21 protein-coding genes are annotated in these 26,920 nt (G+C 49.3%); 3 read left to right on the plus strand and 18 right to left on the minus strand.

All coding sequences use genetic code 11. The annotated features are described in order from the left end of the window. Positions 1-40: 40 nt before the first annotated feature. The 10 genes from FJQ58_RS16610 to gmd all read right to left on the minus strand — a co-directional run bounded on the left by FJQ58_RS16610 (position 41) and on the right by gmd (position 13,635). Positions 41-1,630: a sensor domain-containing diguanylate cyclase gene (locus tag FJQ58_RS16610; protein WP_139995372.1), complete on the minus strand. Its 1,590-nt coding sequence runs from the start codon at positions 1,628-1,630 to the stop codon at positions 41-43. A 311-nt stretch (positions 1,631-1,941) separates the two neighbouring features. Continuing rightward, a complete protein-coding gene (locus FJQ58_RS16615) occupies positions 1,942-2,166 on the minus strand; it encodes a helix-turn-helix domain-containing protein (protein WP_006040330.1) in 225 nt (74 codons plus the stop codon). 126 nt (positions 2,167-2,292) lie between these two features. Beyond that, on the minus strand, positions 2,293-2,949 hold the full coding sequence (locus FJQ58_RS16620; RefSeq protein WP_139995374.1) for a class D sortase: 657 nt from the start codon (positions 2,947-2,949) through the stop codon (positions 2,293-2,295). Positions 2,950-2,964: 15 nt separating this feature from the next. Continuing rightward, positions 2,965-3,405, minus strand: a complete 441-nt coding sequence (locus FJQ58_RS16625) for a GtrA family protein (protein ID WP_139995376.1) — start codon at positions 3,403-3,405, stop codon at positions 2,965-2,967. Next, complete coding sequence (locus tag FJQ58_RS16630) at positions 3,398-4,399, minus strand: glycosyltransferase family 2 protein (RefSeq protein WP_139995378.1); 1,002 nt, start codon at positions 4,397-4,399, stop codon at positions 3,398-3,400. Before FJQ58_RS16630 ends, FJQ58_RS16625 begins: the two co-directional genes overlap by 8 nt. A 15-nt stretch (positions 4,400-4,414) precedes the next feature. After that, positions 4,415-8,236 (minus strand): phospholipid carrier-dependent glycosyltransferase, encoded by a 3,822-nt coding sequence (locus FJQ58_RS16635; RefSeq protein ID WP_139995380.1) that lies wholly within the window; start codon positions 8,234-8,236, stop codon positions 4,415-4,417. Positions 8,237-8,455: 219 nt separating this feature from the next. Continuing rightward, positions 8,456-9,406, minus strand: a complete 951-nt coding sequence (locus FJQ58_RS16640; RefSeq protein WP_139995382.1) for a hypothetical protein — start codon at positions 9,404-9,406, stop codon at positions 8,456-8,458. Next, a complete protein-coding gene (locus FJQ58_RS16645) occupies positions 9,403-11,244 on the minus strand; it encodes a polysaccharide biosynthesis protein (RefSeq protein WP_162341520.1) in 1,842 nt (613 codons plus the stop codon). Before FJQ58_RS16645 ends, FJQ58_RS16640 begins: the two co-directional genes overlap by 4 nt. Beyond that, positions 11,234-12,562 (minus strand): sugar phosphate nucleotidyltransferase, encoded by a 1,329-nt coding sequence (locus tag FJQ58_RS16650; RefSeq protein ID WP_139995386.1) that lies wholly within the window; start codon positions 12,560-12,562, stop codon positions 11,234-11,236. The genes FJQ58_RS16645 and FJQ58_RS16650 overlap by 11 nt, the downstream gene beginning before the upstream one ends. After that, a complete protein-coding gene (gene gmd, locus FJQ58_RS16655; protein WP_139995388.1) occupies positions 12,562-13,635 on the minus strand; it encodes a GDP-mannose 4,6-dehydratase in 1,074 nt (357 codons plus the stop codon). The genes FJQ58_RS16650 and gmd overlap by 1 nt, the downstream gene beginning before the upstream one ends. Before the next feature lie 201 nt (positions 13,636-13,836). On the opposite strand from gmd, the gene FJQ58_RS16660 reads away from it, so the two are divergent. Next, positions 13,837-14,781: a GDP-L-fucose synthase family protein gene (locus FJQ58_RS16660; protein WP_139995390.1), complete on the plus strand. Its 945-nt coding sequence runs from the start codon at positions 13,837-13,839 to the stop codon at positions 14,779-14,781. A gap of 143 nt (positions 14,782-14,924) precedes the next feature. Here the strand turns inward: FJQ58_RS16660 and FJQ58_RS16665 are convergent, their stop codons facing one another. The 8 genes from FJQ58_RS16665 to rfbF form a co-directional block, all read right to left on the minus strand. Next, positions 14,925-16,049 (minus strand): glycosyltransferase family 2 protein, encoded by a 1,125-nt coding sequence (locus FJQ58_RS16665; RefSeq protein ID WP_139995392.1) that lies wholly within the window; start codon positions 16,047-16,049, stop codon positions 14,925-14,927. 96 nt (positions 16,050-16,145) lie between these two features. Continuing rightward, positions 16,146-16,820, minus strand: coding sequence for an FkbM family methyltransferase (locus tag FJQ58_RS16670; RefSeq protein ID WP_139995394.1), 675 nt, complete (start codon positions 16,818-16,820; stop codon positions 16,146-16,148). A 17-nt stretch (positions 16,821-16,837) separates the two neighbouring features. Further along, the gene (locus FJQ58_RS16675) at positions 16,838-18,286 is read right to left on the minus strand and encodes a glycosyltransferase family 2 protein (protein ID WP_162341521.1); all 1,449 of its coding nucleotides are present in this window, start codon (positions 18,284-18,286) and stop codon (positions 16,838-16,840) included. Between the two features lie 14 nt (positions 18,287-18,300). Then, complete coding sequence (locus tag FJQ58_RS16680) at positions 18,301-18,981, minus strand: hypothetical protein (protein WP_139995398.1); 681 nt, start codon at positions 18,979-18,981, stop codon at positions 18,301-18,303. Positions 18,982-19,001: 20 nt separating this feature from the next. Further along, positions 19,002-20,885, minus strand: coding sequence for a glycosyltransferase (locus tag FJQ58_RS16685; protein WP_162341523.1), 1,884 nt, complete (start codon positions 20,883-20,885; stop codon positions 19,002-19,004). 111 nt (positions 20,886-20,996) lie between these two features. Continuing rightward, positions 20,997-21,911 (minus strand): NAD-dependent epimerase/dehydratase family protein, encoded by a 915-nt coding sequence (locus FJQ58_RS16690; RefSeq protein ID WP_139995402.1) that lies wholly within the window; start codon positions 21,909-21,911, stop codon positions 20,997-20,999. A 12-nt stretch (positions 21,912-21,923) separates the two neighbouring features. Continuing rightward, on the minus strand, positions 21,924-23,009 hold the full coding sequence (rfbG, locus tag FJQ58_RS16695) for a CDP-glucose 4,6-dehydratase (RefSeq protein ID WP_139995404.1): 1,086 nt from the start codon (positions 23,007-23,009) through the stop codon (positions 21,924-21,926). Positions 23,010-23,022: 13 nt separating this feature from the next. Beyond that, complete coding sequence (gene rfbF / locus FJQ58_RS16700) at positions 23,023-23,814, minus strand: glucose-1-phosphate cytidylyltransferase (RefSeq protein ID WP_139995406.1); 792 nt, start codon at positions 23,812-23,814, stop codon at positions 23,023-23,025. Positions 23,815-24,017: 203 nt separating this feature from the next. Between rfbF and FJQ58_RS16705 the strand changes: the two genes are divergently transcribed. Continuing rightward, the gene (locus tag FJQ58_RS16705) at positions 24,018-25,397 is read left to right on the plus strand and encodes a class I SAM-dependent methyltransferase (protein ID WP_139995407.1); all 1,380 of its coding nucleotides are present in this window, start codon (positions 24,018-24,020) and stop codon (positions 25,395-25,397) included. A gap of 80 nt (positions 25,398-25,477) precedes the next feature. After that, entirely contained in the window at positions 25,478-26,539 is a 1,062-nt protein-coding gene (locus FJQ58_RS16710; RefSeq protein ID WP_139995409.1) for a hypothetical protein, read from the plus strand. The last annotated feature ends 381 nt before the right edge of the window (positions 26,540-26,920 follow it).

Raw genomic sequence — 26,920 nt, forward strand, 5'->3', positions numbered from 1 at the left:
CATCAGTAATAGATAATTCTCTATGTGCGGCTGCCATCCGCTAATTGGCAATTACGGTCTGGTTTCTTCCTTGATGCTTCGCCTTGTATAACGCTTGATCCGCAAGCAGGAACAGAGCTTTTGCAGTCACCGACTGGGTAGGGAAATGGGCAAGGCCAAGCGATATGGTAACCCTTTGCCCCAAATGATTGTCGCTTTCCTCCATCGTCATTCGAATCCGTTCTGCCATGGCAAAAGCCTCCTTTACCGCTGCATGAGGCAGAAGTACAACAAATTCCTCGCCTCCATACCGGCTGCAGACATCGCCTGGATTAACGGATTGCTTCACAATGTCCGCTAAATGCCGCAGAACGCGGTCCCCCTCTTGGTGTCCGAACGTATCGTTAATTAATTTGAAACGATCAATATCGAGAATAAGGAGGGCATAGGGCTTTTGCTCCTCTGTCCAACGGTTCATGATATCTTCCATGGTCCTACGATTGCTAAGCCCCGTGAGTGGATCTGTCATGGCTGCTTGCGTCAATTGGTCGGTCTGCGCTTTGATGCCGTCCATGGCAAGCCTGAGCGTCTTGGTTAACAAATCCGCTTCCCTATTCCAATGATGTCTCTCCGGTGGGAGCGGTACCGTTTCCTTCCCTATGCTGCTGACGACATCAGCCAACTCGACGAATGGCTTGGCCAATCGGCGGGCAAACCAAATCGTGACAAGCATCAATAAAATAAAAGGGACTAACGTGTACCAGAGAATCGCCATTAGATGACTGTTTAGCTGCTCTTTGATAATGCTGATCGGAGAGAGCACCGCAATGCCCCATTGATTTTCAGGTACATAAGAATAACCCGCCAGCTGAGTGATCCCTTTAATATTAACGGTTAGCTCATAACCGCTCTTCCCCTGTAGAAGCTTATGTACAATCGGCAGTTGATGGATATCGGTAGCGATTCTATTTTTGTCCGGATGGTATATCAGCTTGCCGTCGGACCCGACAACATAAAAGTAGGAACCATTGTCGTGCAAAATTTCATTGCCATAGATCATATTTAATATATTATTTTCCTGCAAATAGATCGTTCCGCCAATAAAGCCCCGATATACCCCATCACTGTCGAATATGGGCTCGCTTATAAATACAATCAAACGTTTCGTAGTTGCGCTCATATAAGGCTCGGATATAAACGGTTTTTGCAGCTCTAATGCTTTTTTGGTAGCAACTGTCGACACCTGTTTGCCTGCCGTGCCTACCGACTTCGGTGAGATCATGCTGATCATTCCGGTTTCATCGACCACAGCGATAGAGTTAAAATAGTTGCTGCTGTTGCGAATCAAATCAAGATATTTCTCCGAATCCTCCGGAAGCATGGGCCGGTTTAAGCTATAGAAGTGGGCTGCATTTTTGAGGCTGCTGCGCATCGACTTAAACAGGGAGTCCATCGTCTTGCTCATATTGGAGGCGGTCGACAGATTCAAGGTCAGCGTTGTTTCATATAAGGATTGTTTCTTGGATTGATAGGATGCGAACAGTAAAATCGTTAACATGAGCAGCACCGAAATCGAGACTAAGCCTGTCAATAAAGTCGCCAAACTGATCTGTCTTTTTCTCCATGCTTGCATCACTCGTGCCGCTGCCATATGAAAAAAACCTTCTTTGCTATTGTGGTAACCTTTATTATTCGACGCAATTCGACAAATTCCTTTTCCTTATTTGGTTTAATTTCCAATATTAGAGCACAAATTGTGGAAGTACCCTAAAAACGATATCCAGTCTAATAAAGAAGCTCGTTCAGAGAACAAAAATATTCAGTTGAAAGGTACGCCAACGTTACAGTTAACTGCTTGAATCGATACCCATTAATGATTGTCACCATCACCCAATTACACGCTACCCTAAGAACAAAAAAATAAGACAGCATATCGCTATGCTGTCCGATTATCTAGCTATGTTAGATTTGTAATTCACCAAGCTTGATAAGCTCGACAACCGCTTGTGAACGACCTTTTACGTTCAGCTTTTGCATGACATTAGAAATATGGTTGCGGACGGTCTTCTCGCTGATGAATAGTTGCTGCGCTATATCTCTTGTTGTCTTATCCTGTACCAACAGCTCGAATACCTCGCGTTCACGATGCGTCAATAAAAACTTGCTCTTATGGTCGCTACCCTTCAATGTTTGTCACCCCTCCTTGCGCGGGTTTTTATGGTTTAACAAGGTTAAGGGATACAGTCAACTTATACTATGAAGGGGCGATACCATTGGTGCTGTTACGCGGAGAAAATGGGCGCTGCCCACCGCTTACATCTTAGCGTGGATAATCAAGCGGTGGGTCGGGTTTACAATGGGGTCGCAGGTGATCAAAGTGAGCAGTTTGTCTTTGTTATTGTAATTAAGCACGGATACATCGGTTGGCTCTACAATCGAGACTTTATAAACCGTGTAGGTATACGTTTGGTCCTTCGTTTCCACCACGATTTTATCGCCAACGGCAACTTCGCCAAGGCGGTTGAACAGCCGGCCCTTAGCGCGCATCCGATGTCCGGCAATTGCGGCATTGCCTACCTCCCCGATCGCTGTCGTTTCCTTCAAATGGGCAGTGGCGGACTTCATGTTTTTTTGGGTCGCTCCCTCTACAACAGGCAGCTTAAGCTTTATTTTGTCGATCTTTAAAGTAGCGATAGACGCAATCTTCTGCGCAACCGGAGCCGTTGTAGGCGCGTCTGTAGGCGTACTGACAACAGGCACATCCGTGGCTCCGGATTCCTCGTTAAATAGCTCTGTCAGTTGCTCATACTGCTGCTGAGCTTGCTGCTGGGCCGTTTCATCGAAGGTCGCATCTTCCCACTCCGCCATCAGCTTATCCTGCTGGCGGTTGTCATACCATTCGCTTGCTTTCGGATAAAGCAGAATAAGAAGGCCAATGACGACTAAGGTATAGGATAATATTCTCTTCATCTTTCCCGCCTTCCGCTAACTGCTCCCTGTCTGCGGCCTATTCCCTGTAAACACCCATTTTTTGCTTCCATAAAAATTCAGCGCAACGGTAATTACCGTTACGATAACTTTGGAGACGAGCTCGCCCAGCCCCCACCACTCGGTGAACGCAGCGAGAAGAACAAGCGTAATGCCAAGCAATAGGCCATTCCAAACGATAAACCTGATACTCGTCTTGAACTGCTGTGGCTTTGAGTCCTGTAAGTCTTTTTTGCCCTTACCAAAAGTATATCGGCTGTTCAATACGAAGCTGTTAATCATACCGGCGCCATATGCAATCACCTGTGCTGCCAAATAGTAAGTCCCAGCCCATATTAGAATCGTAAACATTAAAAAATCGATCGCCGTATTGAGCAGCCCAACCAGATTAAAGGTTATAAATTGGATCAAGAGTTTTCTGTTGGAGCCTTTAGACATATTCCTTCATCCGATCCGAATCTTGGGCAGAGACTGGCTGATTACCCTCAAGCTCCGAGAAACCTTGAACCTCCCGCACAATATAAAGCGGCCTGTTTTTGGATTCGTCATATATGCGGCCAATATATTCGCCGATGATGCCAAGCAGAATAAGAATAATACCATTGAATAACAGATTCATTGCAACAATCGATGCCCATCCCGCAATCGTGCTCCCCGTAAACAGCTTTTGGAAAATAACGACCAGCAAATAAAGGAAGCTCGTCATCGACAGCGTAAAGCCAATGTACGTTGCGATCTTAAGCGGCTTGTAGGAGAAGGAAGTGATTCCGTCAATGGCAAAAGCGATCATTTTCTTAAGCGGATATTTGGTTTCGCCGGCGAAGCGCTCCTCGCGCTCATATTCCACCATCGTCTGCCTGAAGCCGATCCAGCTCACCAAGCCGCGCACGAAGCGGTTCTTCTCTTTCAAGCCGCGCAGCACGTCGCACACTTTCCGGTCAATAAGACGGAAATCTCCCGTATCGACGGGAATATCCACATTCGTCAGGCTGCGCAAGGTACGGTAAAACAGCTTGGCGGTCAGCTTCTTGAATACCGTCTCGCCCTTGCGCTTAAGCCGTTTTCCGTATACGACCTCATAGCCTTCCTTCCACTTCGCAATCATATCCAGAATCACCTCAGGAGGGTCCTGAAGGTCCGCGTCAATGACGACGATCGCATCGCCCTTGGCGTAATCCATCCCGGCGGAAATGGCAATTTGATGACCGAAATTACGTGAGAAATTCACGAGCCGGACGTTCGGATCAAAATCACAGATCATGGATATCAATTCTACTGTCCGGTCCTTGCTGCCATCATTGACAAATATAAGCTCATAGGGCTCATCTGCACTGTCCATCACTAGCTTCAAACGCTCATACGTATGCTCGATAACCTCTTCTTCGTTGTACATGGGAACGATCACGCTGTATTTCACTGCCACTTGTTTCATCCGAATGCCCCTTTCTTAAAATAACCAGCTTGGAAACCAGCGCAGAACATGCTCCACATACCAACTAGGCACGGTCATACCGGAAAGAGCGGGATAATACAGAATAAACAATACAATAGAACCCGCCAAGAAAAGATTTCGCACGCGACTGAAGCTTGGCTTTTTCTCTTCAATGATTTTAAACATATACACCAGACTCAAAATGATAAATGGCACCATTGCAAAATAGTGATAAAGGAACGTCAAGCGGGTAACCAGCATCCAAGGCACATACTGGGCCAGGAAAGCGATCCAAATGGTATACATCGCTTTGTCTTTCCGCTTGATACTTATCCATATGGTTGCCACCATTGCAAAAATGCCTGCCCACCAAATGAGTGGATTGCCCATTGCCACAATCGTCGATTTCATGCCTTCAGCCATGTTGTCGCCAGAATAATACCACACGGGTCTCTTCATAAATGGCCATTCCCACCACGAGGAGGAAAACGGATGCGTGGATACCAGGTTACTATGGTAACTGAACATATGCTTCTGATAATCAATAAAGCTCTTCACCGTATAGCCTTCATCCATGACAGTTAGAACCGGAATATAGGACAGGGCATAAATCGTGAGCGGAATGACAATATAGAAAACAAGACATACGGCGAGCGTAATCACCGTATAACGCGGGAATACGTTTACGATATGCTGGAGCCTGTCTTTGCTAAAGGCGGGGTCAGGCGTCTTGCCCTTGCGCAGCACACGCTTCGCGGCGGCATATTCCTTGTACCGGTCAAATAAAGACAAACCTAGCATGACCGCTAGTCCTGCGCCTCCATACAACACGATCCACTTGGATGCGACGCCTACTCCGAAGAACAGGCCCGCAAGGAACAGCGGCAGCAGCGTTGTACTCAGCTTTACCTTGTAAAAGCTTAACGAATAATATTTGTGCATGAAATAGAACATCAGCATGATGAAGAATACGCCGTAGACATCAATGGTCGCTATTCTCGTTTGCGTAAAATGCATGAAATCCGCCGCGAACAACGCAGCTGCAAGTCCGGCGTACAGGCTGCTCTTGAACAACCTTCTAGCCATCAAATACATCAAAGGCAGCATGGCGATTCCAAATAGCGTACCCGCGATGCGCCAGCCGAACGGATTCAGGCCAAAGAGCTTGATTCCGATCGCGATAATGATTTTGCCAAGAGGCGGATGCGTATTCTCGTACGCTACGATATGCTCGATGTGCTCATAAGCCGTCCGCGCATGATAGATTTCATCGAAATAGGAACCGTTCATATAGGTCGCATCATATTTAACGAGCTGCTGCTCATCGAAGAGCAGCGAAACGCTGCCTCGCTTGGCTTCCCCTGCTTGCTCTTCATTGATACCGACGATTGGAAGCGGCGTTTTGTTGCCTTGCTCATAAATCGCCATTTCGTGCATCGAGAAGCCAGTCTGAACCGTGGTCAGCTTCACGAACCTTGCCTGGAGGGCAGCCGGCTGGGTATTCCAGGTAAAGACAGCCACATGGCTGCTGTCGACCTCCATAACATTATCCCAATCCGTTCCGTTTTGGCTGAATTCGTATTTGTATTTGCCGGTACCGACACCGCCGAAGCTGTTGATCTTCTCTAGCTGCTTCACCCCGCCTAAGTCAACATAAAAGCTTTCGCCAACCGCCGCCGGCTGCCAGGCCGTTGTCGGTCCCTTCATCTCGCCTAGTTGAAATAGCGCTACGAATGCATAGATAAGGGTCACAGCACCCATCCAAATCCAATCTTTGCGCTCCAGACGCTTCCTCTCGGGCTTCACTCTAGAGATAGCTTCCGCTTTATGGTCCGATAGAGCCTCGTCATCCGCCTGCTTAAGTTCTTCTTCCGTTACAGGCTTGATCAGTACTACTCTTCCTCGTACATATTTATCATATCCGATATAAAACATGTAAAGCATCAGACCAATATTTGCCAACGAACACAATAACACGATGCCGTTAAACGGAACGTTCGTCGTCACTTTGCTGTAATCAAGCACATACGCGATATTAATATAAGTCGTTAAGCTGAATCCGAAATAAACCATCAGCATTCGGCGGTCGAGCGTCTGCAGGAATGCGAAAACCCCAAGCAGCAGCACCGGAAACAGATAACGCTCATGCATTTTGGTGACACCCATAAATACGATAATGATAAGCACCATCGCGATAAAAAACACACGCTTAGACGTATCCTTGTCTTGTTTTCGCAAGAAGAAATAGGCTGCACCCACCACTGCTGCGAGAATGAAAATGGCTCCCCACGTCTGGAACGAGAACAGCAGCCATGTATCGGTAATCGGCTTCCAATTCGCGTTGCTCAGCGCATAAAGATTAAAGGCATTCAAGGTCGCATACGGATACGAGGAGAGCGTCCCCTTGTACAAATGAAACAGTCCGGCGAGCCCGCCATTGCCCCAGAAGAACGGGAGCGCCAGCAAGATAAAAGTAGCAAAGCCATAGATCGCGCTGATCGCCACCTGCTTCCATTCCTTGTAATGCCATACACGGTACAAGAGCCAGAGCAGCAGCACTGGCGTAAAGATGAACGCCTGAGGCTTAATTAGCGCTGCAATCGCGAACCATACAGAGGCTCGTGCAATTTTATTTTCCGCAAGCCCGTGGATAGATAGGACAAGAACGAGCGCAAAGATCGAATCTACTTGTCCCCACGCGGCCGAATCAACGAGAACGGCCGGGTTGAACAAATAAAGCAGCGCAAGCGATAAGGCTACCGAATAGCCCGCTTTTTTCTTCCCGATTCGGAATACCATATACGCCGCTGCGAGATCAGCCAGCATCGCCGGCATTTTGAACAAAAGCATCGCCGCATTAGAGCCTGAATCCAATGACAGCATATTTTTGATAAGGCCTAAAAGATAAAGGATATAAATATAGCCTGGCGGGTAATCTACGAACATGCCCGTATGGTAAAAGCCGGAAAGCCCCTGCTTCGCCGCTTGATCGGCCCAAGCCATGAACAAGGCAATATCATTGGCGTAGCCTTTGCTTGAAACGGCGATCCATAGCCGCACTGCTAACGCCACTACAAAAATTAGAGCAAATAGGACCTGATGCAAATGAGGCTTCTCATCGAGCCAAGTTCGCTCGCGGAGCAATTTTCTATAAATCAAAGCAAAAAACAAGCTGAACAGCACTGCAAATAGAACCAATGGGACAACAGAGACCGTTGTATCGGAAGGATCAGCGCCTTGGCCTGTATCCGTAGCAACCAAACTGAATACCTCTGCGCCCGACGGTGCCTTCGAAACCTTCTCTACGCTGACGTCATCGAAGTATGCTTTGCCTGTATTAATGCTGCCATAGCCGCCAAGGCTGGCTCCGAATGTAATGCTCTTCTGATCCTTCCCTGTTTTGGCGTAGAAGGAAATATAAGCCCACTTCCCACCCGTGTCTTTCACTTCGGGATAGCTGACCGCAACGCCGTCCACAAAAAAATGCGCACCCGCTGCATCCGGGCCGATCTGCTCGGTCTTTACGTAGCCGGAAAGCTTGTATGTAGATTTCGGTTTGACCGTAATCACCTGTGTCCAACGCGAATGGTTGGCTTCCTTATTTTCAAGCACCGCGGAATAGGTGCCTGTATGCGCTTCGGTATTGTCGAGCGTGTACGAAGTGATATGCTCGTCCTTCAAATAAGCGTCATGCTGCCAATCTGCCGGAGCTCCCTCCGTCACGTTTTCAAAGCTGTCATTTTTCAATAGATTGCTAGCGGCATGGCCGATGACCGCTGGCCATAGAAGGGCTAGGAGAAGGATGGTTATTGTAGCGCGACTAAACTTGTTTATCATCGTTCCGTTTTCCACCTCATATTCGAATAAAATTGCCGATTTCATTGCATTCTCTAACTTAACTCTATGTGAAAATAAACGGATGGTCAATGAAAAAAACATTTTTACACCGCTTTTGGAAGAATGCCAAAATACGCTCCTGAACACAAGAAGAAACGGCTTCGCCGTCCTATGCCAGAGGAGGGTATCCGTTTCTCGTAGAAATGGAAGACTATTCATTTAAACGAAGGGTCTGAGTCCTCCCTTCCCGTCAGCAATGCCGACGATTTCCGAGAGATTTCTTATATCGGCAACGACGATATCCCCTTGCTTGCCAATGACGCCTCCCGCGACGTAGTTTCGGCCTGCGATGCATGCGGTTCCCGCAACGTGCTTGATAAAGTGCTCCGTATTCAGAATCGCATCGATCACATAAGAGAACGCAAGCCGGACATCGAGCCGGATAACGGTCAGTCCTATTTGCCTTGCCGCGGCAATGCCATCCTCCTTGACCGTCCCGATTCCGCCATCCACGATAACCGCCTGATTAGCCAGCGAACGCACTTCTGCCTCCCCTATGACAGGGAACCCTTGCGTAAATCCTACCAGAACCTGTGCTTCCTTCACGCATAAAGACAGGTCCGGTTCATTGTAGACCCGGCCCTGGGTATGCCTGGGCATGATTGCATTTAGCGCCTGCGCAATAAGTTCTCCTTTATCGTCTCTTCGGCTGATAAACACGTAAGCGCCCCTCTCCGCAAACGTGAGCGCCAGCTTCGAGCCCAGATTCCCCGCCCCAACGATCGACACTTTTCTTCCCGCCAATGTCGGAGCAAGCTCATGAATTAGAAGGTCGCACGCCAGCGCCGTAATATCGTTCCCTTTATAGGTTTTGATGCCACTGAGGAATACGCTGCTTCTGGCGACTGCGACAAAATCGCCGGCTTCCTTCGTTTTTGCTTCTGCGTCAATAAAAATATAGTCTACTTTCCCGTCTGCGTATGCACAGATCTCTTGCACATATTTTTGCTCGCCGACGATATAATAGCAAGCGACAAACCGTTCGGATTCCCTCGCGGGGCCGCGTAGAAACGGAGGATTGTCATGCTTCGCCGTTGATCCGATAATGGCAATCGACAGCCGGTTGCTTTCTTTTGCTTTCTGTACGCATTCATCAATCCCTGCCTTCACAAAGCATCGCCAGACTCATCACGGTCAGAGCCATATTTCCTGAGAAGGCTTCCGAGTATTTCCTTCACATGGTCCGGCTCTTGAATAAGCGCATCCTTGAGCTTCTGGATATCTGCTTGCAGCTGGCCTTCATCAATCTTTCTTGGGGAAGCGATAAAGATCCGGGGGTGCTGGCTTGGCAAAATTTTCTCCTTTTCATAAAATAACGATTCAGACAGCTTTTCGCCTGGACGCATGCCCGTGAACACGATTTTCATCTCCTTCTCAGGCTCATAACCCGCAAAGCGGATCAGCGCTTTCGCAAGATCAACGATTTTGACCGGCTTGCCCATATCGAGCACGAAAATTTCTCCGCCCTTGGATAGGGCTCCCGCTTGCAGAACGAGATGAACCGCCTCGGGGATCGTCATAAAATAGCGGACCATTTCCGGATGCGTCACCGTAACCGGTCCCCCTGCCGCAATTTGCTTCTTAAAGATCGGAATAACGCTGCCCCTGCTCTCCAATACATTGCCAAACCGTACAATAGAGAACGTTGTCGCGCTATGCTTAGACTTCATTTGTACGATCATTTCTGCCAGCCGCTTCGTCATCCCCATCACATTAACGGGTTCGACCGCTTTGTCCGTGGAGATGCAGACAAAGCGCTGAACGCCGCTTTTCACCGCTTGCTCCGCGACATTCATCGTGCCAAATACATTGTTCCTCACCGCTGCGGACGGATTATTTTCCATGAGGGGAACATGCTTATGGGCGGCTGCGTGGAATACGATTGAAGGCTGGTGACGATGGAATACATGCTCCACCTCAATCGGATTCTGAATGTCTGCAATGACGCTAGTGATCCGCAGGGCCGGATATCGCTCTCTCATGATTCCCTCGATCAGATGAATGCTGTTCTCGCCGTGTCCTAGCAAAATAATGCTCTCAGGAGCGCACTTCGCTACTTGGTTGACGAGTTCGCCGCCTATGGAGCCGCCCGCTCCGGTAATCAGTACGATGTTACCTTTTATATAGCTCTGCGCATCAATTAACGAGTCATTAATCATTTCCCTGCCGAGAAGCTCTTTAACGTCGATTTCATTTACCTTGCCTCCGGCATGCCTGCCGAGCAGCATATCCTGCATGCGGGGCAATATCCTCACTTCAGCTGGCGTTTGCTTGCAGATCGACGTGATCCGGCTCAGCTCCCCGCTTTCTGCCGACGGTATGGCGATCAAGATATCCGTAATGCCATGTGTGCTGACGAGCCTAGGTATATCCGAAGTTTTCCCGAGTACCCTAATCCCATAAATCTCGTAGTTCTGCTTCTTATCATTATCATCGATAAAGCCGAAGGGCGATAATCCCGCAACATCATGCAGGAGTAGGTATTTTGCGGCAATCGTGCCCGCAGCTCCTGCTCCTACAATTAACGCCTTTTTCTTCGAGGGCTTTAAAGCCGGGCTGTGCTCCTGCGGCTTCATCGCAGCAAGGCGAATGCCGCCAAGCAGTACCATAGAGGCTAAAGCAAGCACGATTAGCATGGAAGCTGAGAAACGGCTTTCCGCAAAGAAAACGAGTAATACGGCATAAAGCGCAGTCGATAGCGTAATGGACTTTAACACGCCAAGCAGCTCCAAGATTCCAGCATACTTCCACAGGGTTTTATACGATTTACTAACAACCAGAAAGAAATAGCTCATCGCTATAAACGAGCCGGCAAGCACATAATCTACCGCATTCAGCGACCAAAGCGGCAGCCCGTCATAAATTAAGAAGAAAGCATAGAGCCAGCTTCCGACAAGCAGCATGTTATCGATGATGGATAAGACCAGCATCCTTCTTCTATAGGTCATAAGCCACTCCACCCGCATTTCCAATTTGAACTTCCACAATCGTCAGCTCGGTTAATGCCGCTGCGCTGGAAGCGACGCCTGAATCCATTTCCAGACAGTCTCCGGGAGCAATCGTTTGCGGCTTGCCTTCAATGATCGCTACGCCTTTGCCGGCTTGAACGGTCCAGATGACACGGCTGCCTGGTTTCGACTCCCGCGTGTACTGCTCTCCGGTATGAACGACGACCTTTTTGACAAGTGTCTCTCTATCCCCATCTAATTTGAACAAATCCAATATGCGGTACCAGCCCCACCGAAGCTCCTCATACATGAGCCTCTCATCGATCGGCTGCATCAATTCTTTAATCCGTGGACTCGCTGCTTTATCCGCTACAAGAATGCCGTTTGGGCCTGCAGCTACAATGACATTGGACAAGCCGAGTACCGTAATCAAAATGTCTAATTCGTTCAGTACATGCGTATTGACCGAGTCCTCGCTAATCAGTCCCCGTCCGATTAGCTTCGTATCCATTTCCTCCGTTAAGGTGTTCCATGTGCCAAGGTCCTTCCAGCCGCTTTCATAAACGATTGCCCGAAGCTGCTGCGCCTTCTCCAGTACCTCATAGTCAAAGCTGCGTTTCGGCAGGCGAGCATACTGGCGGCTAAGCTCCTGATAGGTCACAGGAAAGGATCTAGCTTTCAGAAGCGTAAGCAAATAATGAAGCTTGAAGGCAAATATCCCGCAATTCCATAATGCTCCCGCTTCAATTAAACGCTCAGCCTCATCCTCAGATGGTTTCTCCACGAACCGATCGATCACGATGCTGTTGGATAAACCATCCTGCGCCGCCGGATCAGAAACGATGTAGCCGTACTTTCCAGACGGATACGTTGGCTTTGAGCCAATGAGAGCAACTTCTGCGCCAGTATCGTTCAGGACCCGCTCCAGCTCCTTCACCTTGTCAAAAAAAACAGTGTCTACATAGGGATCTACTGGCAGGACACATACAATTTCATCTTTATCCGCACAAGCGATAGAGTTCAAATAAGCGGAAACAAGCGCAATGGCAGGAAAGGTGTCCCTACGCTCTGGCTCGACGATAAGCGGAACATGGTCGCCAATTTGGTTTTTGATTAGATCCACCTGGGAGGAGCATGTTGCAATATAAGTGGAAGACGCAAGGCCAGCCTCCTGAAGCTGTCGCCAAACCCGCTGCACCATCGATTCCTTCTCGCCGTCTACGCCTCTCAGCACCTTTAGGAACTGCTTCGTCCGAGAGCCGTTCGAGAGCGGCCATAGTCGTTTTCCAGAGCCTCCCGAAAGCAAAATAATTTTCATTAGGCTCTCTCTCCTTTGATTGCCGCAAGGTCGTCTCTGACCATTTCCTTCACAAGGGCATACACATCGTATTTAGGCACCCAGCCTAATCTTTCCTTCGCTTTCTCCGGGCTTCCGAGCAGCAGCTCGACTTCCGTAGGGCGATAATATTTCGGATCAACTGCAACAACCTCCTTGCCAATCGGCAAGGCATACAGCGGATTGTGGCTTGCCTTCACGTACCCTACTTCGTTTTCCTTCTCCCCTTTAAAAGCGATGTCCACGCCAATCTCGGCAAAGGCTAGCCGGACGAATTCCCTAACCTCCGTCGTTGAGCCGGTAGCAATGATATAGTCCTCCGGTTCCTCCTGCTGAAGGATCAGCCACATCGCTTCCACATAGTCCTTGGCATGCCCCCAGTCCCTTTGCGCATTCAGATTTCCGAGGTAGACCTTGTCTTGAAGACCATGCGCAATGCGGGCGACGGCCTTCGTAATCTTCCTGGATACGAAGGTTTCGCCGCGCAGCGGGCTCTCATGGTTAAAGAGGATGCCATTCGTGGCAAACATAGCGTAAGCTTCACGGTAATTGACGGTTATCCAGTAGGCATAAAGCTTGGCAACGGCATAGGGACTGCGGGGATAAAACGGTGTTTTCTCATGCTGAGGAATTTGCTGAACCAACCCATAAAGCTCGGAGGTCGATGCTTGATAAATTTTGGTACGGCTGGTTAATCCGAGAATCCGGACTGCTTCTAGAATGCGAAGCGTGCCGATGCCATCCGCATTGGCCGTATACTCAGGCGTATCGAAGCTGACATGCACATGGCTCATCGCTGCTAGATTATAAATTTCATCCGGCCTGACTCTCTCAATCATGCGTACGAGATTCAGCGAATCTGTCAAATCCCCGTAATGCAAAAAAAACGTTTTTTCATAGATATCAGCATTGTCAATCAAATGATTGATCCTTCCGGTATTTGGCAGGGAGCTTCTCCTCTGCAGCCCGTGAACGATATAACCCTTATCTAAAAGCAATTCAGCAAGGTATGCGCCGTCTTGTCCTGTAACCCCAGTTATTAATGCTATCTTCAATTCGTCTGCCCCTTCCCTATCATCACAATTACTATCATTGTATGTTCGACAGCGGAATTGGTATGGACATAGAGGAAGCATCTCAAGCGGCAAGCCACAAATAGGCAATGGCATGCTCACTTTGAGCGCTAGCTACATAATCTGTTAAGTAGAAATAGATATTCAGCTTACTAGGAAACTATAGGAGGTCGGAGGCTTATCATGAGCAATATTAGAGGAAAAACAATTATGGTCACGGGAGGATCGGGGTTCTTGGGTTCGCACGTGGTCGAGCTACTTCTAAAGAGCGGCGCAGGGGACATCATTGTGCCTAGAAGCAAGCAATACGATTTAACGAGGCAGGAGGTCTGTTTGTCCCTCATTCGGGATACCGATCCCGATATTGTCATTCACTTGGCGGCTAAGGTCGGCGGCATCGGGGCAAACCGCGTCAATCCCGGCTCTTTCTTCTACGACAATCTCTCCATGGGCATCCACCTTGCGGAAGCATCCCGTCTGCACGGCGTCGAAAAATTCGTAGCCTGCGGCACGATCTGCTCCTATCCCAAATTTGCAAACGTTCCTTTCAGGGAAGAGGAGCTGTGGGACGGCTACCCGGAAGAAACCAATGCCCCCTACGGTTTGGCCAAAAAAATGCTGCTCGTTCAGTCTCAGGCCTACCGCAAGCAATACGGGTTTAATTCCATTTTCCTGCTTCCGGTCAACCTTTACGGCCCTCGGGACAACTTCGACTTGGAAACATCGCATGTCATTCCTGCATTGATACGCAAATGTCTAGAAGCCAAAGCGCAGGGCTCGGATCATATTGAAGTTTGGGGCACGGGGATCGCTACGCGCGAATTTCTATATGTCGAGGATGCGGCCGCAGGCATTGTGCAGGCTACCGATCAATTCAATGGCGAGGAGCCCGTTAATATCGGCACTGGCCGAGAGATTTCAATCAAAGCGCTGACCGAGCTTATTGCCGAGAAAACCGGTTATAACGGAACTATTGTATGGGACGCAAGCCGCCCCGACGGTCAGCTTCGCAGATGCCTCGACACGTCCAAGGCCGAGCAGCTATTCGGCTTTAAGGCCAAAACCGATTTGCCCGAAGGGTTGGAGAAAACGGTGCAATGGTATATCGGACAGCAAGCCAAAGCTTAAGCCGCGGGAACCCTCTTTTGCCGATAATAGCTTACTACGAGAAGATCATTAACTATTTCTTTAAGTTTGAAATACGTTAAATCTTTATGGTTCAACAAAAAGCCTCAGCGGGAGTCATCTCTCACTGAGGCTTTTTCATTCGGTTATTTAATTTTCTTCTTTAAGATAGCTGGCTTGCGGAGTCCAGATCTCATCAAAGGTTTGCGGGCAAACCCATTTTTAGGCTTCCTTGCCACAAGCGGCCTTGCTTTCTTTCTTCCGTGCTTTGTTATCCATTTAACTCCGCTTTTTCTTCTGCTTCGGCCCTTGTCCCGAGCACTCATCACTCTTCTTTGCCTAACCGCAGCAGGCGCGGCTGACCGCTGGGCTACTGCACGATGGGCAAAATAAAAATTGGACACCTCTGCAAAATAAGTGTTCAGCACGTTCTCGAGACCTTGCGGCGTAAACAGCTTCGACTCATTATTTTTTGCGCGCAGCTTGTCAAACCAGCCCCTTACGCTTTGAATAAATTCATCGGTTGCCCGCAGCCGCCGGTTGCATACGTCCATATGGAGATTGAGCTCTTCATCTGTAGGCAGCAGTCCCATGCGAATGAGCTGGCTGTGAACGATCTTCCTGCCGACCAGCCTCTGCTCCTCGCCATGCTTCGCACCCACTTGCTCCCCGTGAATCCGGTAATGGAGCAGGACATCGGGCAGGTTCGTCACGCGTGTTAAATGAGCCATGCGCGACCAAAGCTCGTAATCCTCCGTATGGGGGGAGTTATAGTCATAATAGAGAGCGTAACTCTTTACGACTGATTTGCGCATCATGACTGTCGGGTGATTCAAGGCGCAATAGAATAGTAGCCCTGCCTTGATATCGTCATGGTCTGTCGGATGCTTCACCCACACATCCTGATGCATATACTTCATAGCTGTGCCGCAGAGCCCAATTTCCGGATACTGGTTCATAAATTCGACTTGCCTTCCAAGTCGGTCAGGGAACGCGAAGTCATCGCAATCCATTCTCGCGATATATTCGCCCTCTGCCAGATCAAGCCCTTTGTTCAGGGTAAAGATCAACCCCCGGTTGGAGCCATTGCTATAAAAACGAATGCGGGGATCAGCGTATGACGAAATGATAGCCGCGCTTTGGTCAATGGAGCCATCGTCAATGAGCAGCAGCTCAAAATCATTGAAGTTTTGATTTAATATGCTTTCAATCGCTTCTCGCAAAAATAATTCACCATTATAGACGGGCATTAATACCGTTACTTTTGGCACCACTCGGCCTCCTTCAATACATCCTCTATTATAGGATGATCGATAGCTGCGGATGGATTGGACAAAAGCCGCGGGGCATATTCACTGTTCTTGCGGTCAAAGCCGCACAGCATAAATGTCGCCCCATAATAAATCAGCCTTCAGGCTGCCCATTCGCCCGCACATCTCCTCAGCCGAACACCAGCTGTCATAATGGAAGGCTAGCGATTCCCCTAGAGAGAGGTTGAAGCGGTAGCGGCCAAGACTCTCTAAATAGCGGATGCACGACAGCGTAGAGGACATGACCTCATCCGAGAACTCAAAGGACAGGGCAGGGATCGGCTTGGATAATCCGCGAAAAACCTGCATCTCATAGCCCTCCACATCGATTTTGCAAAAATCCGGCATCCCATACTGGGCAATCAGCGTGTCCAAGCGAATAACCGGCACGGTAATCGGCTGATACCAATTATAATGGCCGAAGCGTCCGCTGTTTCTCATCGTCTGAATCCACTCTTTATTCATGGACGATATCGTATGCGCGTCGCTGACGATCATTTCCGCTTGCCCTTCGCTGCTTCCTAACGCATAAGGAATGAGCGTAAAGCCCGGCCTATCCTTGAATTGCTGCAGCAGCACCTCCTGACAGCCCGGCTGCGGCTCAACAGCAACGACATTCACGCCCAGATCCAAAAAAACGCGCGTGCGGTTACCTACGTTAGCTCCGATATCAAAATACAAATTGCCCGGACCCTTGAAGGAAGAATAAAAATCAGCCATGGAATCGCTCATGCTTTTACCTCCTTAGATTAATAGAATTGGGGATGGTTATTCCGAATTTGTTGGACGATGGCAGCATGCCGTTGGCCCGCGTCATAGGATAACGAATGCCCATGGCGCCTGTAGAGAAGCAGCGCCTCCGGAATCGCTTCGCCAGGCCACCCGCTCTCGCATAAGGAGATCCAGAAATCCCAATCCTCATAGCCATAAATCATGTTCTCGTTGTAGCCGCCAGCCGCAAGCCACGCCTGTTTGCGGAATAGCGACGTTACGCAAACGATATTCTCGGAGAGCAGACGATTGAAATCGAATACGGGCGGTATCCAAACCCATGAGGTATCGCCGAAATACTCCAAGCCTACCGTTGCGAAGCCAAGTTCCGGCTTGGCTTCCAGCACGCGAAACGCTTTTTCGATTAAAGTTGGCCGCAGCTTATCGTCCGCATCAAGGGGCAAAATATATTTGCCTCTTGCCGCTTTGATCCCTGCATTTCGGCCATGCGGCAGCCCAATATTCGTCTGTACATGGATCACACTCGTCTTTGGTTTTTTCAGCCGGTTCAGCACTTCAATCGTATAAGGGTCGGTGGAGCCGTTATTTACGACAATAATCTCAAATTCTTGGAAGGTCGAGCCAAGGCAGGAGTTAACCGCATCCTCTACGTATCGGCCGTAGTTATAGCAAGGAATAATGATGCTGACCAACGGGTCCATTCGAAGCTCTGTGCCCAGTTGATTCCGTATCATTCGTCTCACCTGCAATTCATCCTTCAGCCAATCATGCCAAAGCTCGTAAAGGCGATGCTCGCTGAACAGATCCGGATGATTATTTGCCACCTGCCGCACTAGCCGGTCGTGCTTGAAATCATCGGAAGCTCCGCCTGCCACACGGTAGGATAAAGGCGTATCCGCAACAATGGCAGCGCCCCACCCTCGCTTTGCGAGCGAGATCCAAAAATCCCAATCCTCGTATCCCTCGGTCATGCTCTCGTTGAAGCCTCCCGCCGCAAGCCACGCCTGTTTGCGAAACAAAGCGCTGCTGCATACGATATTTTGCGACAGCAAATGGCCCAAATGAAAAGGGGGTGCCTCCCAGGTATAATGAATAGCCCCAAACGTTTGATAGCCTGAAGTAGCAAAACCAAGCTGTGATTGGCCCATTAGCTGCTCAAGCGCCTTTCCCATGAAGGCGGGATGAAGCTTGTCATCCGCATTTAGGCAAATGATAAACTCGCCCTTCGCTTCCCGGATTCCCGTGTTTCTCGCATATGAAACTCCTTTGTCTTCTTGTTCTACCATTCGTATATTCGTATGATTCAGTCGTCTGATAACCTCCTGTGCATAGCCGTCTTTCAAACCGTAATCGACCACGATAATTTCAAATGCCGAAAAGGCGGAGTTTAGGCAGGATTCGATGGCTTGCTCAAGATTCCCCCCCTCATCCCGATAAGGGATGACAACGCTGATGATCGGTACCATAAGTTTTGCTCCTTTCATTCCGGGGTCGCTTTTCGATCCGGAAGCAAATAATAATTAAATAAATCCTTCGTTACAGACAAGCCGTATTTTACAGTTAGCAGCGACAACACCGACTGGTCGTAGCGATGCTCGATGAATTCCGGAAAATCAGGAAGACCGCAGATGTTTGCCCCATCCAGCAGCACCGATTTGGCGACACAGAACGAGAGCCACTCCTCTAGCAGCTTTCGGCTGCGCGTATTATTATGAAAAATAAAAAAACCCGCCCAAACCTGCTCGGCATTCCAATAAGCTGGCTCATCGCATTGCATCTGGACGAAACAGTCCCTCTTGGTCCAGCACTTGTTCAAATAAGACATGGTCTTGAAAAAAGCAAAACCGTCATGATCCGCGCAAAGGGAGAGAAGCGGTCCAATCGGCCTGATAAATCGGTTGTCGGCATCCGAATAGAGAATGACCGCATTCTCTTCCGCCTTTGACAGCGAATCCAATAAAATGTAAGGCTTCCAAAGCCACAGCCCGTTCCCCTTCTCATGCTGCAAAAGCTCCTGATGGTCACGGGCGAATACCGTTCCCTCAAGGTCGCTGGGACTATACGAGATTACGCGGTCAACGCCGAACTGTAGCGCGGAAGCATTGAGCTGCTCCCGGTAAGGCTGATAAGCGGCGGAAGCAAAGCTAACTAAATAAATCATGAGTGATCACTGCTTTCTCATCAGGATCTCGATCGCCCCGTACGATGAACCCATGCATAATCCTTGGCTGTGCTTGGCGTCCATCTCGCGTAAAAAATATTCGTATTTCTCTCCATGACATGCTGGAACATACGGCTCATGTCCGAATTGTAGTTGGCCATCGTCAAGGAACGATTCTCTACATCCGCAAGCATGGCATACGCTTTATAGCCGTAGTGTCTTGCCCGAAAGCACAAATCCATATCGTCTTGGTACAGCGGGGCATAAACCTCGTCCAAGTAGCCATACTGCTCCAGAAATGTTTTCCGCAAAATCAGCGGTCCGCGCATACAGGCGTCCACCTCGAACACCCGCGCTGCCAATTGTGGATCTGCCCGCTCATCCTGTCTCCAGTAGACTTCATTAGGCGTACAGGATATTTGGCCTGGCCCCTGCAAAACCGTTCCTCTCGGATAAAAATTAACGCCGGACAAACAGCCAAGTATCGCGCATTTCCGGTTTTTCTCCAAAAATTGCACAGCTTCGAAAAAAAGATCGCGATCATGCACGTAATTATCGTCCTGCACGATTACGCAGTAAGCGCCGGTTGCCTTTTTTAAGCCGATATTGTTTGATCGCGTTTCGAATAGATTAGGCGTCGTCTCATACGCAATGCTATAGTCCGGTTTAATGCTTCCGAAGTAACCTCTGACCTCTTGCTCGCTGCGGTCACTGCACCCGTCAAATAGAATCCGAAGCTCAGCATTCCCGTATTCATTGACGGCCAAATGCAGCTCGGAAAGCAAGGAAACGATGGTCGCTTCCTTATTAAAGACGGGGAGAATTATACTGATTTTAGGGTATAAGCTTCCGTTCATTACATCCGTCACAGTGCTTTCAAGCCCCAATTGGTAGAACAAATGATACTCTTCGAAATAATCGAGCGTCTTTCTCTTCAACGCAACGATATCGGAGTCGGATAATTGCTGGGTTTGAAGCAGCAGCTGCTTCTGTTGTGAATGGTCGACGGGGTCAAACAAGCCAAGCGGAGAGAAGTCGAGGCCCGCATGACGGCTCAGCATCGGTATAACGCCATGGCTGATCGCCTCAAGAAGCAGCGGTTCATGTTTGCCTAACGTGGGATATAAGATAAAATCGCTCCGAGCCAGCAGCTCCGCCCGCTGCGCTATATCTAGCTGCCCGCCATGAAAGAACAGCTTGCCTCCCATCGTTGACTGCAATTGCGCAATGCGGCCGGCAAAAAAAGCATTGGCCGGCTTGCCTGCTATATGCAGCTGTATATTTTCATTTGCGATGATTGATTCAGAGAATAATAGAAACACGGCGTCAAACCCGCTGCTAAAGCCGATCTCAGAAGCCATAAATGTAAAAATCCTTGTATGCCCTGTGTCTTTGCGCCAACGGGATTGTACGTCTTGAGGCGCGGGTCGATGGCTCCGTCCATCAAGCAAGGTCCTGAGCTTCCGTTTCGGTACGCCGTGCCGGATATAAGAGCTATATGTTTCCATATTGCCTGCGCCAATAATATAATCTGCAACCTTCATAGACCGGTTCAGCATATCCGTATCACCGATATCGGACGGTTGGAATGCTTCATCGGGCAACCCGTGTCCAGCCTTCAGCGTGAGCATGCTCTGCATCGTCTCGGCGGGATGCCTCCCAACCGTCAGCAGAAGGCTCTTCGCAAAGCGGCAAATCCCGTTTAAGGCGGCAAAGCACCCCGCAGTTCCGACAAACCAATCATAGTCGAGGCCCTTCAGCTTGCTGCGTTCGTGCTCGGAGCCGTCGCTGACTGTTACGCTGCCCAGTTGAAGCAGAATTTCATAAAGCGCTCCGTCAAAGGGGCCGGAAGTATGCTCCGGTTTGTCATCCGCAGCTGCTTCATACCCAAACAAGATTTTCATGTTCGTCACCCCTTTTAATTTCTTAACTAAAAATGACCGCCCCATTTCATTTTGTCCTTAATATATACCTTCGGGTGAAAAGGGAGATCGACACAATCCGTAAATGCGACCTTATTCATCCATTAGCCTCCTTATTCCCTCCTCCAAGGTTATGGTTGGCTTCCAATTTGGCAGTTGCCTGCCCTTATTCCAGGGAACCATAATTTCACGAGGGTGATAGGGCCTTCCTCCCCAATCAATCTGCAGCGGCAGTCCAACTATTCTTTCAATAAGAGCAGCTAGTTTCTTTAGGCTGACCGGCTTTCCAGATGAAACGGCATAAGTCTCATCCTTTACGGAATCATAATTAAGCAAGCGATGGGCAGCCAGCACATAAGCCTCCACTACATCATCGATGTGGACGAGTTCAATCAGCTGCTCGCCTGGAGACATGGCAAGCGGATGCTGTTCCTTCGCTGCTTTTAGCAGCAGGGAGACAATTTTGGATCTCGGATCGCCTGGTCCATAGTTGTCATACAGCTCCAATGTAATCGCCCGAAGCGGAGTTGACTCGGTATAATAGCTTAAAATATCCTTGAAAGCCTGCTTGGAGGCATCGTATAACGATTTTGGACTGTAGCTTTGATTTCCGTAATGCTGCGAGAATGTGCCTGTATTAATCAATTGGTATACCCGGTGGGCCGCCATCGCTTCCAGAAGCTGTGTCCCAAACACGATATTGCTGTGCAGCATGGGTGCAATTTGTTCCGGCACATAGGTAGCCGTCGCAAGGGAGGCCAAATGAAACACAAGCTCCGGCTCCGCCTGCTGCACGATTGCGAATAGGCTTGCCGTGGTACCTTCATGCCTGTGAATCGTCAAGTTTGCTGCTCGAACCGGCAGGAGGGCAAGACTCGACTTCTCCCTAGCAATGACGTGAACGTTCCATCCCTCTGCGAGCAGCCGCTTAACGACCATTGAACCAATATAGCCTGTCGCTCCCGTCACGAGAGCGTTACGGCTTTTGACAGAATGCTTCTCTTTCATCCGCCATTCACCTCAGCCTGTAGTCATGCTATATTCGTTCAGCTGGCTCAAGCAAACCTGCCTCATCTTCTCCTTCTTCTGATAGGCGAGCGTCCATTCGATCACCTTATCCAGTGCTTGATTCAGGTTCCATCGCGGCTTCCAGCCGAGCAGCTGCTGAGCTTTGGAGCAATCCAGCTTAAGATAATGGGCCTCGTGGGCAAAGGAGCTGAAATCGATGCTGTATGCTGCGCCATCCCCCCATTTCTTGCATAGCTGCTCCACGATCCAGCCGACGGGCTTCGCATCTTGATCAAACGGCCCGAAGTTCCAGCTTTCGGCGAAAGCCATTCCTTCTTCCACCAGCTTCTGTGCTAGCAGCAAGTATCCGCTGAGCGGCTCAAGCACATGCTGCCACGGACGAATCGCGTGAGGATTGCGAATCATAACCTCGCTTGCGTTCATAAAGGCCCGCACGGTGTCCGGTACTAAGCGGTCCTGCGCCCAGTCTCCGCCGCCGATGACGTTGCCTGCTCTCGCCGTCGCCAAAGCGACGCCGTGCTTTCGAAACGATTTGGCGTTAAAAAAAGAGCTGCGGTAAGCTGCGGTGACGAGCTCCGAGCAGGCTTTGCTGTTCGAATACGGGTCATAGCCGCCTAACGGGTCATTCTCCCTGTAGCCCCAAGCCCATTCCTTGTTCTCATAACATTTATCTGTCGTTACATTAATGACCGCCTTAATGTGGATGCCGCTTTCTACAGCCAGTCTTACGGCTTCAAGCAGATTAACCGTGCCCATGACGTTAACATCAAAGGTGTGCGCGGGGTCGGCATAGGAAGGCTTAATTAGCGCTTGGGCAGCCATATGAATGACAATATCCGGCTCTGCCGCGGATAAAGCCTCGCTTAACCTCGCTTTATCCCGAATATCGCCAATTACAGAGTTTACCAAGCTGTCGATGCCACAAAGCTCATATAAGCTTGGCTCGGTTTGCGGTTCAAGCGCATAACCGGTTACTGCTGCGCCCATCGTGCTCAGCCATAGGCATAGCCAGCTGCCCTTGAAGCCCGTATGTCCGGTAATAAACACCTTTTTGCTCTGCCAAAAGCTCTCATTCATTACCGACACTCCCTTATTTTTTCCATGGCGCTTTACCTGATTTCCATAATTCATCCAATACGGTCTTGTCTCTGAGCGTATCCATCGGCTGAAAGAAGCCCGCATGCTTATAGGCCATAAGCTCGCCGTCCTTCGCGATTTTTTGCAAACAATCCGTTTCCAGATTGGTCTGATCCCCTTCAATGTAGTCGAGCAGCTTCGGCTCCATAATGAAGAAACCCGAATTGATCCAGTTCCCGTCCCCTTTAGGCTTCTCCATAAAGTCGATCACCTGGCGATTCTCATTCAGGTCAAGAGCACCGAACCGCCCGCTGGGCTGCGTTGCGGTCACGGTAGCCAGCTTGCCGTGCGACTGATGGAACTCGGCCAGCTTGCCGATATCTACATCCGAAACGCCGTCCCCGTACGTAAGCATAAACGTTTTGTTGCCCAAATAGGGCTGAACCCTCTTCAGCCTTCCGCCCGTCATCGATTCTTTGCCCGTATCCACCAGCGTGATTTTCCAAGGCTCGATCTTGGATTCGTGAATCGTCATCTCGCTGCTGTTCGACAAGTCAAAGGTCACGTCGGAATGGTGCAAAAAATAATGATAAAAATATTCCTTAATGAAATAACCCTTATATCCCAAACAAATAATAAAATCCGTATAGCCGTAAAATGCATAAGTTTTCATGATATGCCATAGGATCGGCTTGTCGCCAATGTCAATCATCGGTTTCGGCCTTGTGAGCGACTCCTCGCTGATGCGCGTACCGAATCCCCCTGCTAATATGACTACTTTCGTATCCTTGCCCAGACTGCTCATAGAACCTTCCTCTCTTCTCGTAGATGGAGTTTGTCATCTTACTATATTTATGCATGCCCCGGTTTGTTGTTCTGATGAATACCTAGAGTGCAAAAATTTAATAGAGATTGATCCTGCCGCGGCAATCGGGCGATCCATTGCTAGATTAATAGAATAGGATAAATATGGCGTACAGCTTTCTATAAGGAATGGAGATGTGATTTATGGTCCAAAAAAATTCCACGGTATTTCTCATTTTCGGAAAAGGCCAAGCTGCGCAGCTGGCTGCCTTGCTGAACTCCACTGCGCTGCACGGACTGGATGCCGCTCAAATGGATGTCCATGTGATTTACGACGCAGCCGAGCCGGCTCAGCATATGCCCTATGAACAGCTCCATGAGCAGCATGGACTGGTGCATTATACGCAGGCTTTGGCATTCAACGATCAGCTCCTCGACTTGTTATCCCGCTACAGCTATGTTCTGTTCTCTGCTGAAGAGCTTCGATTTATTAGCCCGTTCTCGATTGCTCATACTAACCGTCAACTTGAGAAGCATATTGACGCTCTATGCTTCTCTTTGCAGCCGGAGAGCCCGGCAGGCCTACCAGGCGGCGGCACAGAGCAGAAGATACGCTGGGCAGGCGCACTTCAGAAGGAGAATCCGGCTTTGCCTTTGCTGCAATCGGTGTATCGCACGGACGATCTCCTTCGCCTTCTAAGAGCATTTCCTAACAGAGATGCCGCTGCACTAGCCGATCAATGGCAAATAGCTGCCTCGCTGTATGCGGCCGGCAAGGGTTATTATTTAACCTCCTCCTTGCCTTACGGCAACAGCGGGCCGCTTTCAGAGATGCATGCATCCAAGGTATCCGCTTCCGGCATAGAGCAAACGGAGAAGGGTTTGTATTTGCCAAAGCTCGCAGAAGAGACGATTCCTTTTCTCTACGCCAACAATCTCGCTCGCAGCGGCGGGGAAATCCGCCTTCATTTAGGCTGCGGCGAGCAATATTTTCAAGGCTACATCAATTTGGATTACCCGCCCGAGCACCACAACGTGATGAACATTAAGGCCGATGTGCTTGCTGATGTTCTGGAGCTTCGCTTTCCTGTCCAAGCCATTGATGAAATTAGGCTTCATCATGTATTTGAGCACTTTAACCGCGTGACTGCGCTAGGTTTGCTGATCCGGTGGCAGCAATGGCTTAGGGTTGGCGGCGTGCTTCATATCGAAACGCCGGATCTTATGGGAAGCGCCTATACCCTCGCTACGACTGCCTCCTTCGATGTCAAAATGAGCATCGCCAGACATCTTGCAGGCGATCAAGCGGCAGATTGGGCTTATCATGTTGACCATTGGTTTCCCGAGCGTTTCAAGAAAACGCTTGAAATGCTGGGCTTTGAAATGCTGAGCATCGTATCCTATTCATGGACGCATGAGCCTTATCTGTCCAATGTAGAAGTGAAAGCAAAAAAAACGCGCGATCTCTCTTTTGAAGAGCTACTGGCGGCTGCTGATTCTTTATTATGGGAGAGTACGGTTTCTCCTGTAGAGGTGGCCAACTATGAGATTTGGAAACAAAATATACGAATTTTTTTGAAATAAACCTATCAATTGCCCTTACCACTGAAGGGAACTCACATAGAATATAAGAAACACATGTGTCATTCTATGGAGGTGTACTCTTGTCTCGATCAGCAGCCAAGCGCATTTCAGGCTCAAATAAACGCGTCAAGCCCAAAAAAGCATCGCATCGGATAAACCGGAGAACATCGCGGCTTCGGAAGCGGGGCCTGCGTACATCCAAGCGGCTATTCCGAGGCAGAAGAACAGGAAAACGCGGCTTCTTCGCCAGAGCTGCAGTACCGCTCGCGCAGCCGGAGCTGACCGCAGCCCTGCCGCAAAACGAACCGGAGGTGAGTGCCTTGACGGCAAAAGTACCGCTCGTTGGCATTCTGTTCAGCAAGGACCGCGCCTTGCAGCTGGATGCGGCGCTCCGCTCACTCTATCTGCATGCGCTAGATATTTCCGCTGCTCAGATCAAAGTGCTGTATACAACCTCGAACGCTTTTTACGAAGCCCAATATGACCGGCTCAAAGCGAGCTTTCCGCAGGTTCAATTTATTAGGGAAGAGCAGTTTAGGCAACAGATTTTGGCTGCGATTGAAAATTCCCATTACGTTATGTTTATCGTAGATGACTGCCTGTTCGTTCGCGACTTCACCTTGCAGTCCGTCATGAATACGCTGGCGGCGCACGGAGACCTGCTGGGCTTCTCCTTAAGGCTTGGACCGAATATTCGGTACTGCTACACGATGGACGCGCCTCAAGCAATTCCAGCCTATCAATCCATTGAATACGGCTACTGCAAATTCGATTGGACGGCGGCACAGCATGAATTTGGTTATCCGCTCGAGGTTTCCAGCTCGGTTTACCGCACGGACGATCTTCTCCCTCATCTGCAGCAACTCGACTTCTCCAATCCCAATACGTTTGAGGGAATCATGGCTGGCAACGCACGCGGGATTGCGGCTGAACGTCATTACCTCGCCTGCAACGAAGCTTCCCTCGCCTTTTGCAATCCGCTTAATTTGGTGCAGAACGTGTACGCTAACCGAGCGGTGAACAAGCAAGAATATTCGTCACATGAGCTGGCTTTGCTGTTCGAGAACGGCAACCGAATTGACGTTACCCGCTACACCAATCTGATCCCAGAGGCATGCCACCAGCATGTTTCTATTTTCTAACGGCCAGTCAGCAGCAGTGTGCTCTGCTTCCGTTAACGGCCCCCCTCAACTAGGCATTCTTGAGGGGAGCCGTTTTTCTGTTTCTATATGAGTTCAACTTATGATTTTCGACTTAATGAGTTTTTGAAATCCGGATTCAATATGGACGCACTGTCGACCAATGATAGCTATTTATACTTAGGGATTTCCTCCATAAATAACCGTTAATTATACTCCCGTCTTCAAACAGCAGTTGGTGGATCACATTGTTCAATAATCTTTTTAGCGGGGGACGCGTTTGCGCACAAACTTCGGTTGCTTGCTCTCAACGGCAGCTTCAAGCGTATTCATCGTTCAGATATACCAGAGATCCAACCGGTGAAGCCATTGGCCGCACTCGTG

The sequence above is a fragment of the Paenibacillus paridis genome (assembly GCF_006345825.1).
Classification (GTDB): Bacteria; Bacillota; Bacilli; order Paenibacillales; family Paenibacillaceae; genus Pristimantibacillus; species Pristimantibacillus paridis.

Coding starts and splice junctions, on each gene's coding strand:
- FJQ58_RS16610 (WP_139995372.1), bottom strand. CDS start 1,630: ATGGCAGCGGCACGAGTGATGCAAGCATGGAGAAAAAGACAGATCAGT.
- FJQ58_RS16620 (WP_139995374.1), bottom strand. CDS start 2,949: ATGAAGAGAATATTATCCTATACCTTAGTCGTCATTGGCCTTCTTATT.
- FJQ58_RS16625 (WP_139995376.1), bottom strand. CDS start 3,405: ATGTCTAAAGGCTCCAACAGAAAACTCTTGATCCAATTTATAACCTTT.
- FJQ58_RS16630 (WP_139995378.1), bottom strand. CDS start 4,399: ATGAAACAAGTGGCAGTGAAATACAGCGTGATCGTTCCCATGTACAAC.
- FJQ58_RS16635 (WP_139995380.1), bottom strand. CDS start 8,236: ATGATAAACAAGTTTAGTCGCGCTACAATAACCATCCTTCTCCTAGCC.
- FJQ58_RS16645 (WP_162341520.1), bottom strand. CDS start 11,244: ATGACCTATAGAAGAAGGATGCTGGTCTTATCCATCATCGATAACATG.
- FJQ58_RS16650 (WP_139995386.1), bottom strand. CDS start 12,562: ATGAAAATTATTTTGCTTTCGGGAGGCTCTGGAAAACGACTATGGCCG.
- FJQ58_RS16660 (WP_139995390.1), top strand. CDS start 13,837: ATGAGCAATATTAGAGGAAAAACAATTATGGTCACGGGAGGATCGGGG.
- FJQ58_RS16670 (WP_139995394.1), bottom strand. CDS start 16,820: ATGAGCGATTCCATGGCTGATTTTTATTCTTCCTTCAAGGGTCCGGGC.
- FJQ58_RS16675 (WP_162341521.1), bottom strand. CDS start 18,286: ATGGTACCGATCATCAGCGTTGTCATCCCTTATCGGGATGAGGGGGGG.
- FJQ58_RS16680 (WP_139995398.1), bottom strand. CDS start 18,981: ATGATTTATTTAGTTAGCTTTGCTTCCGCCGCTTATCAGCCTTACCGG.
- FJQ58_RS16685 (WP_162341523.1), bottom strand. CDS start 20,885: ATGAAAATCTTGTTTGGGTATGAAGCAGCTGCGGATGACAAACCGGAG.
- FJQ58_RS16690 (WP_139995402.1), bottom strand. CDS start 21,911: ATGAAAGAGAAGCATTCTGTCAAAAGCCGTAACGCTCTCGTGACGGGA.
- rfbG (WP_139995404.1), bottom strand. CDS start 23,009: ATGAATGAGAGCTTTTGGCAGAGCAAAAAGGTGTTTATTACCGGACAT.
- rfbF (WP_139995406.1), bottom strand. CDS start 23,814: ATGAGCAGTCTGGGCAAGGATACGAAAGTAGTCATATTAGCAGGGGGA.
- FJQ58_RS16705 (WP_139995407.1), top strand. CDS start 24,018: ATGGTCCAAAAAAATTCCACGGTATTTCTCATTTTCGGAAAAGGCCAA.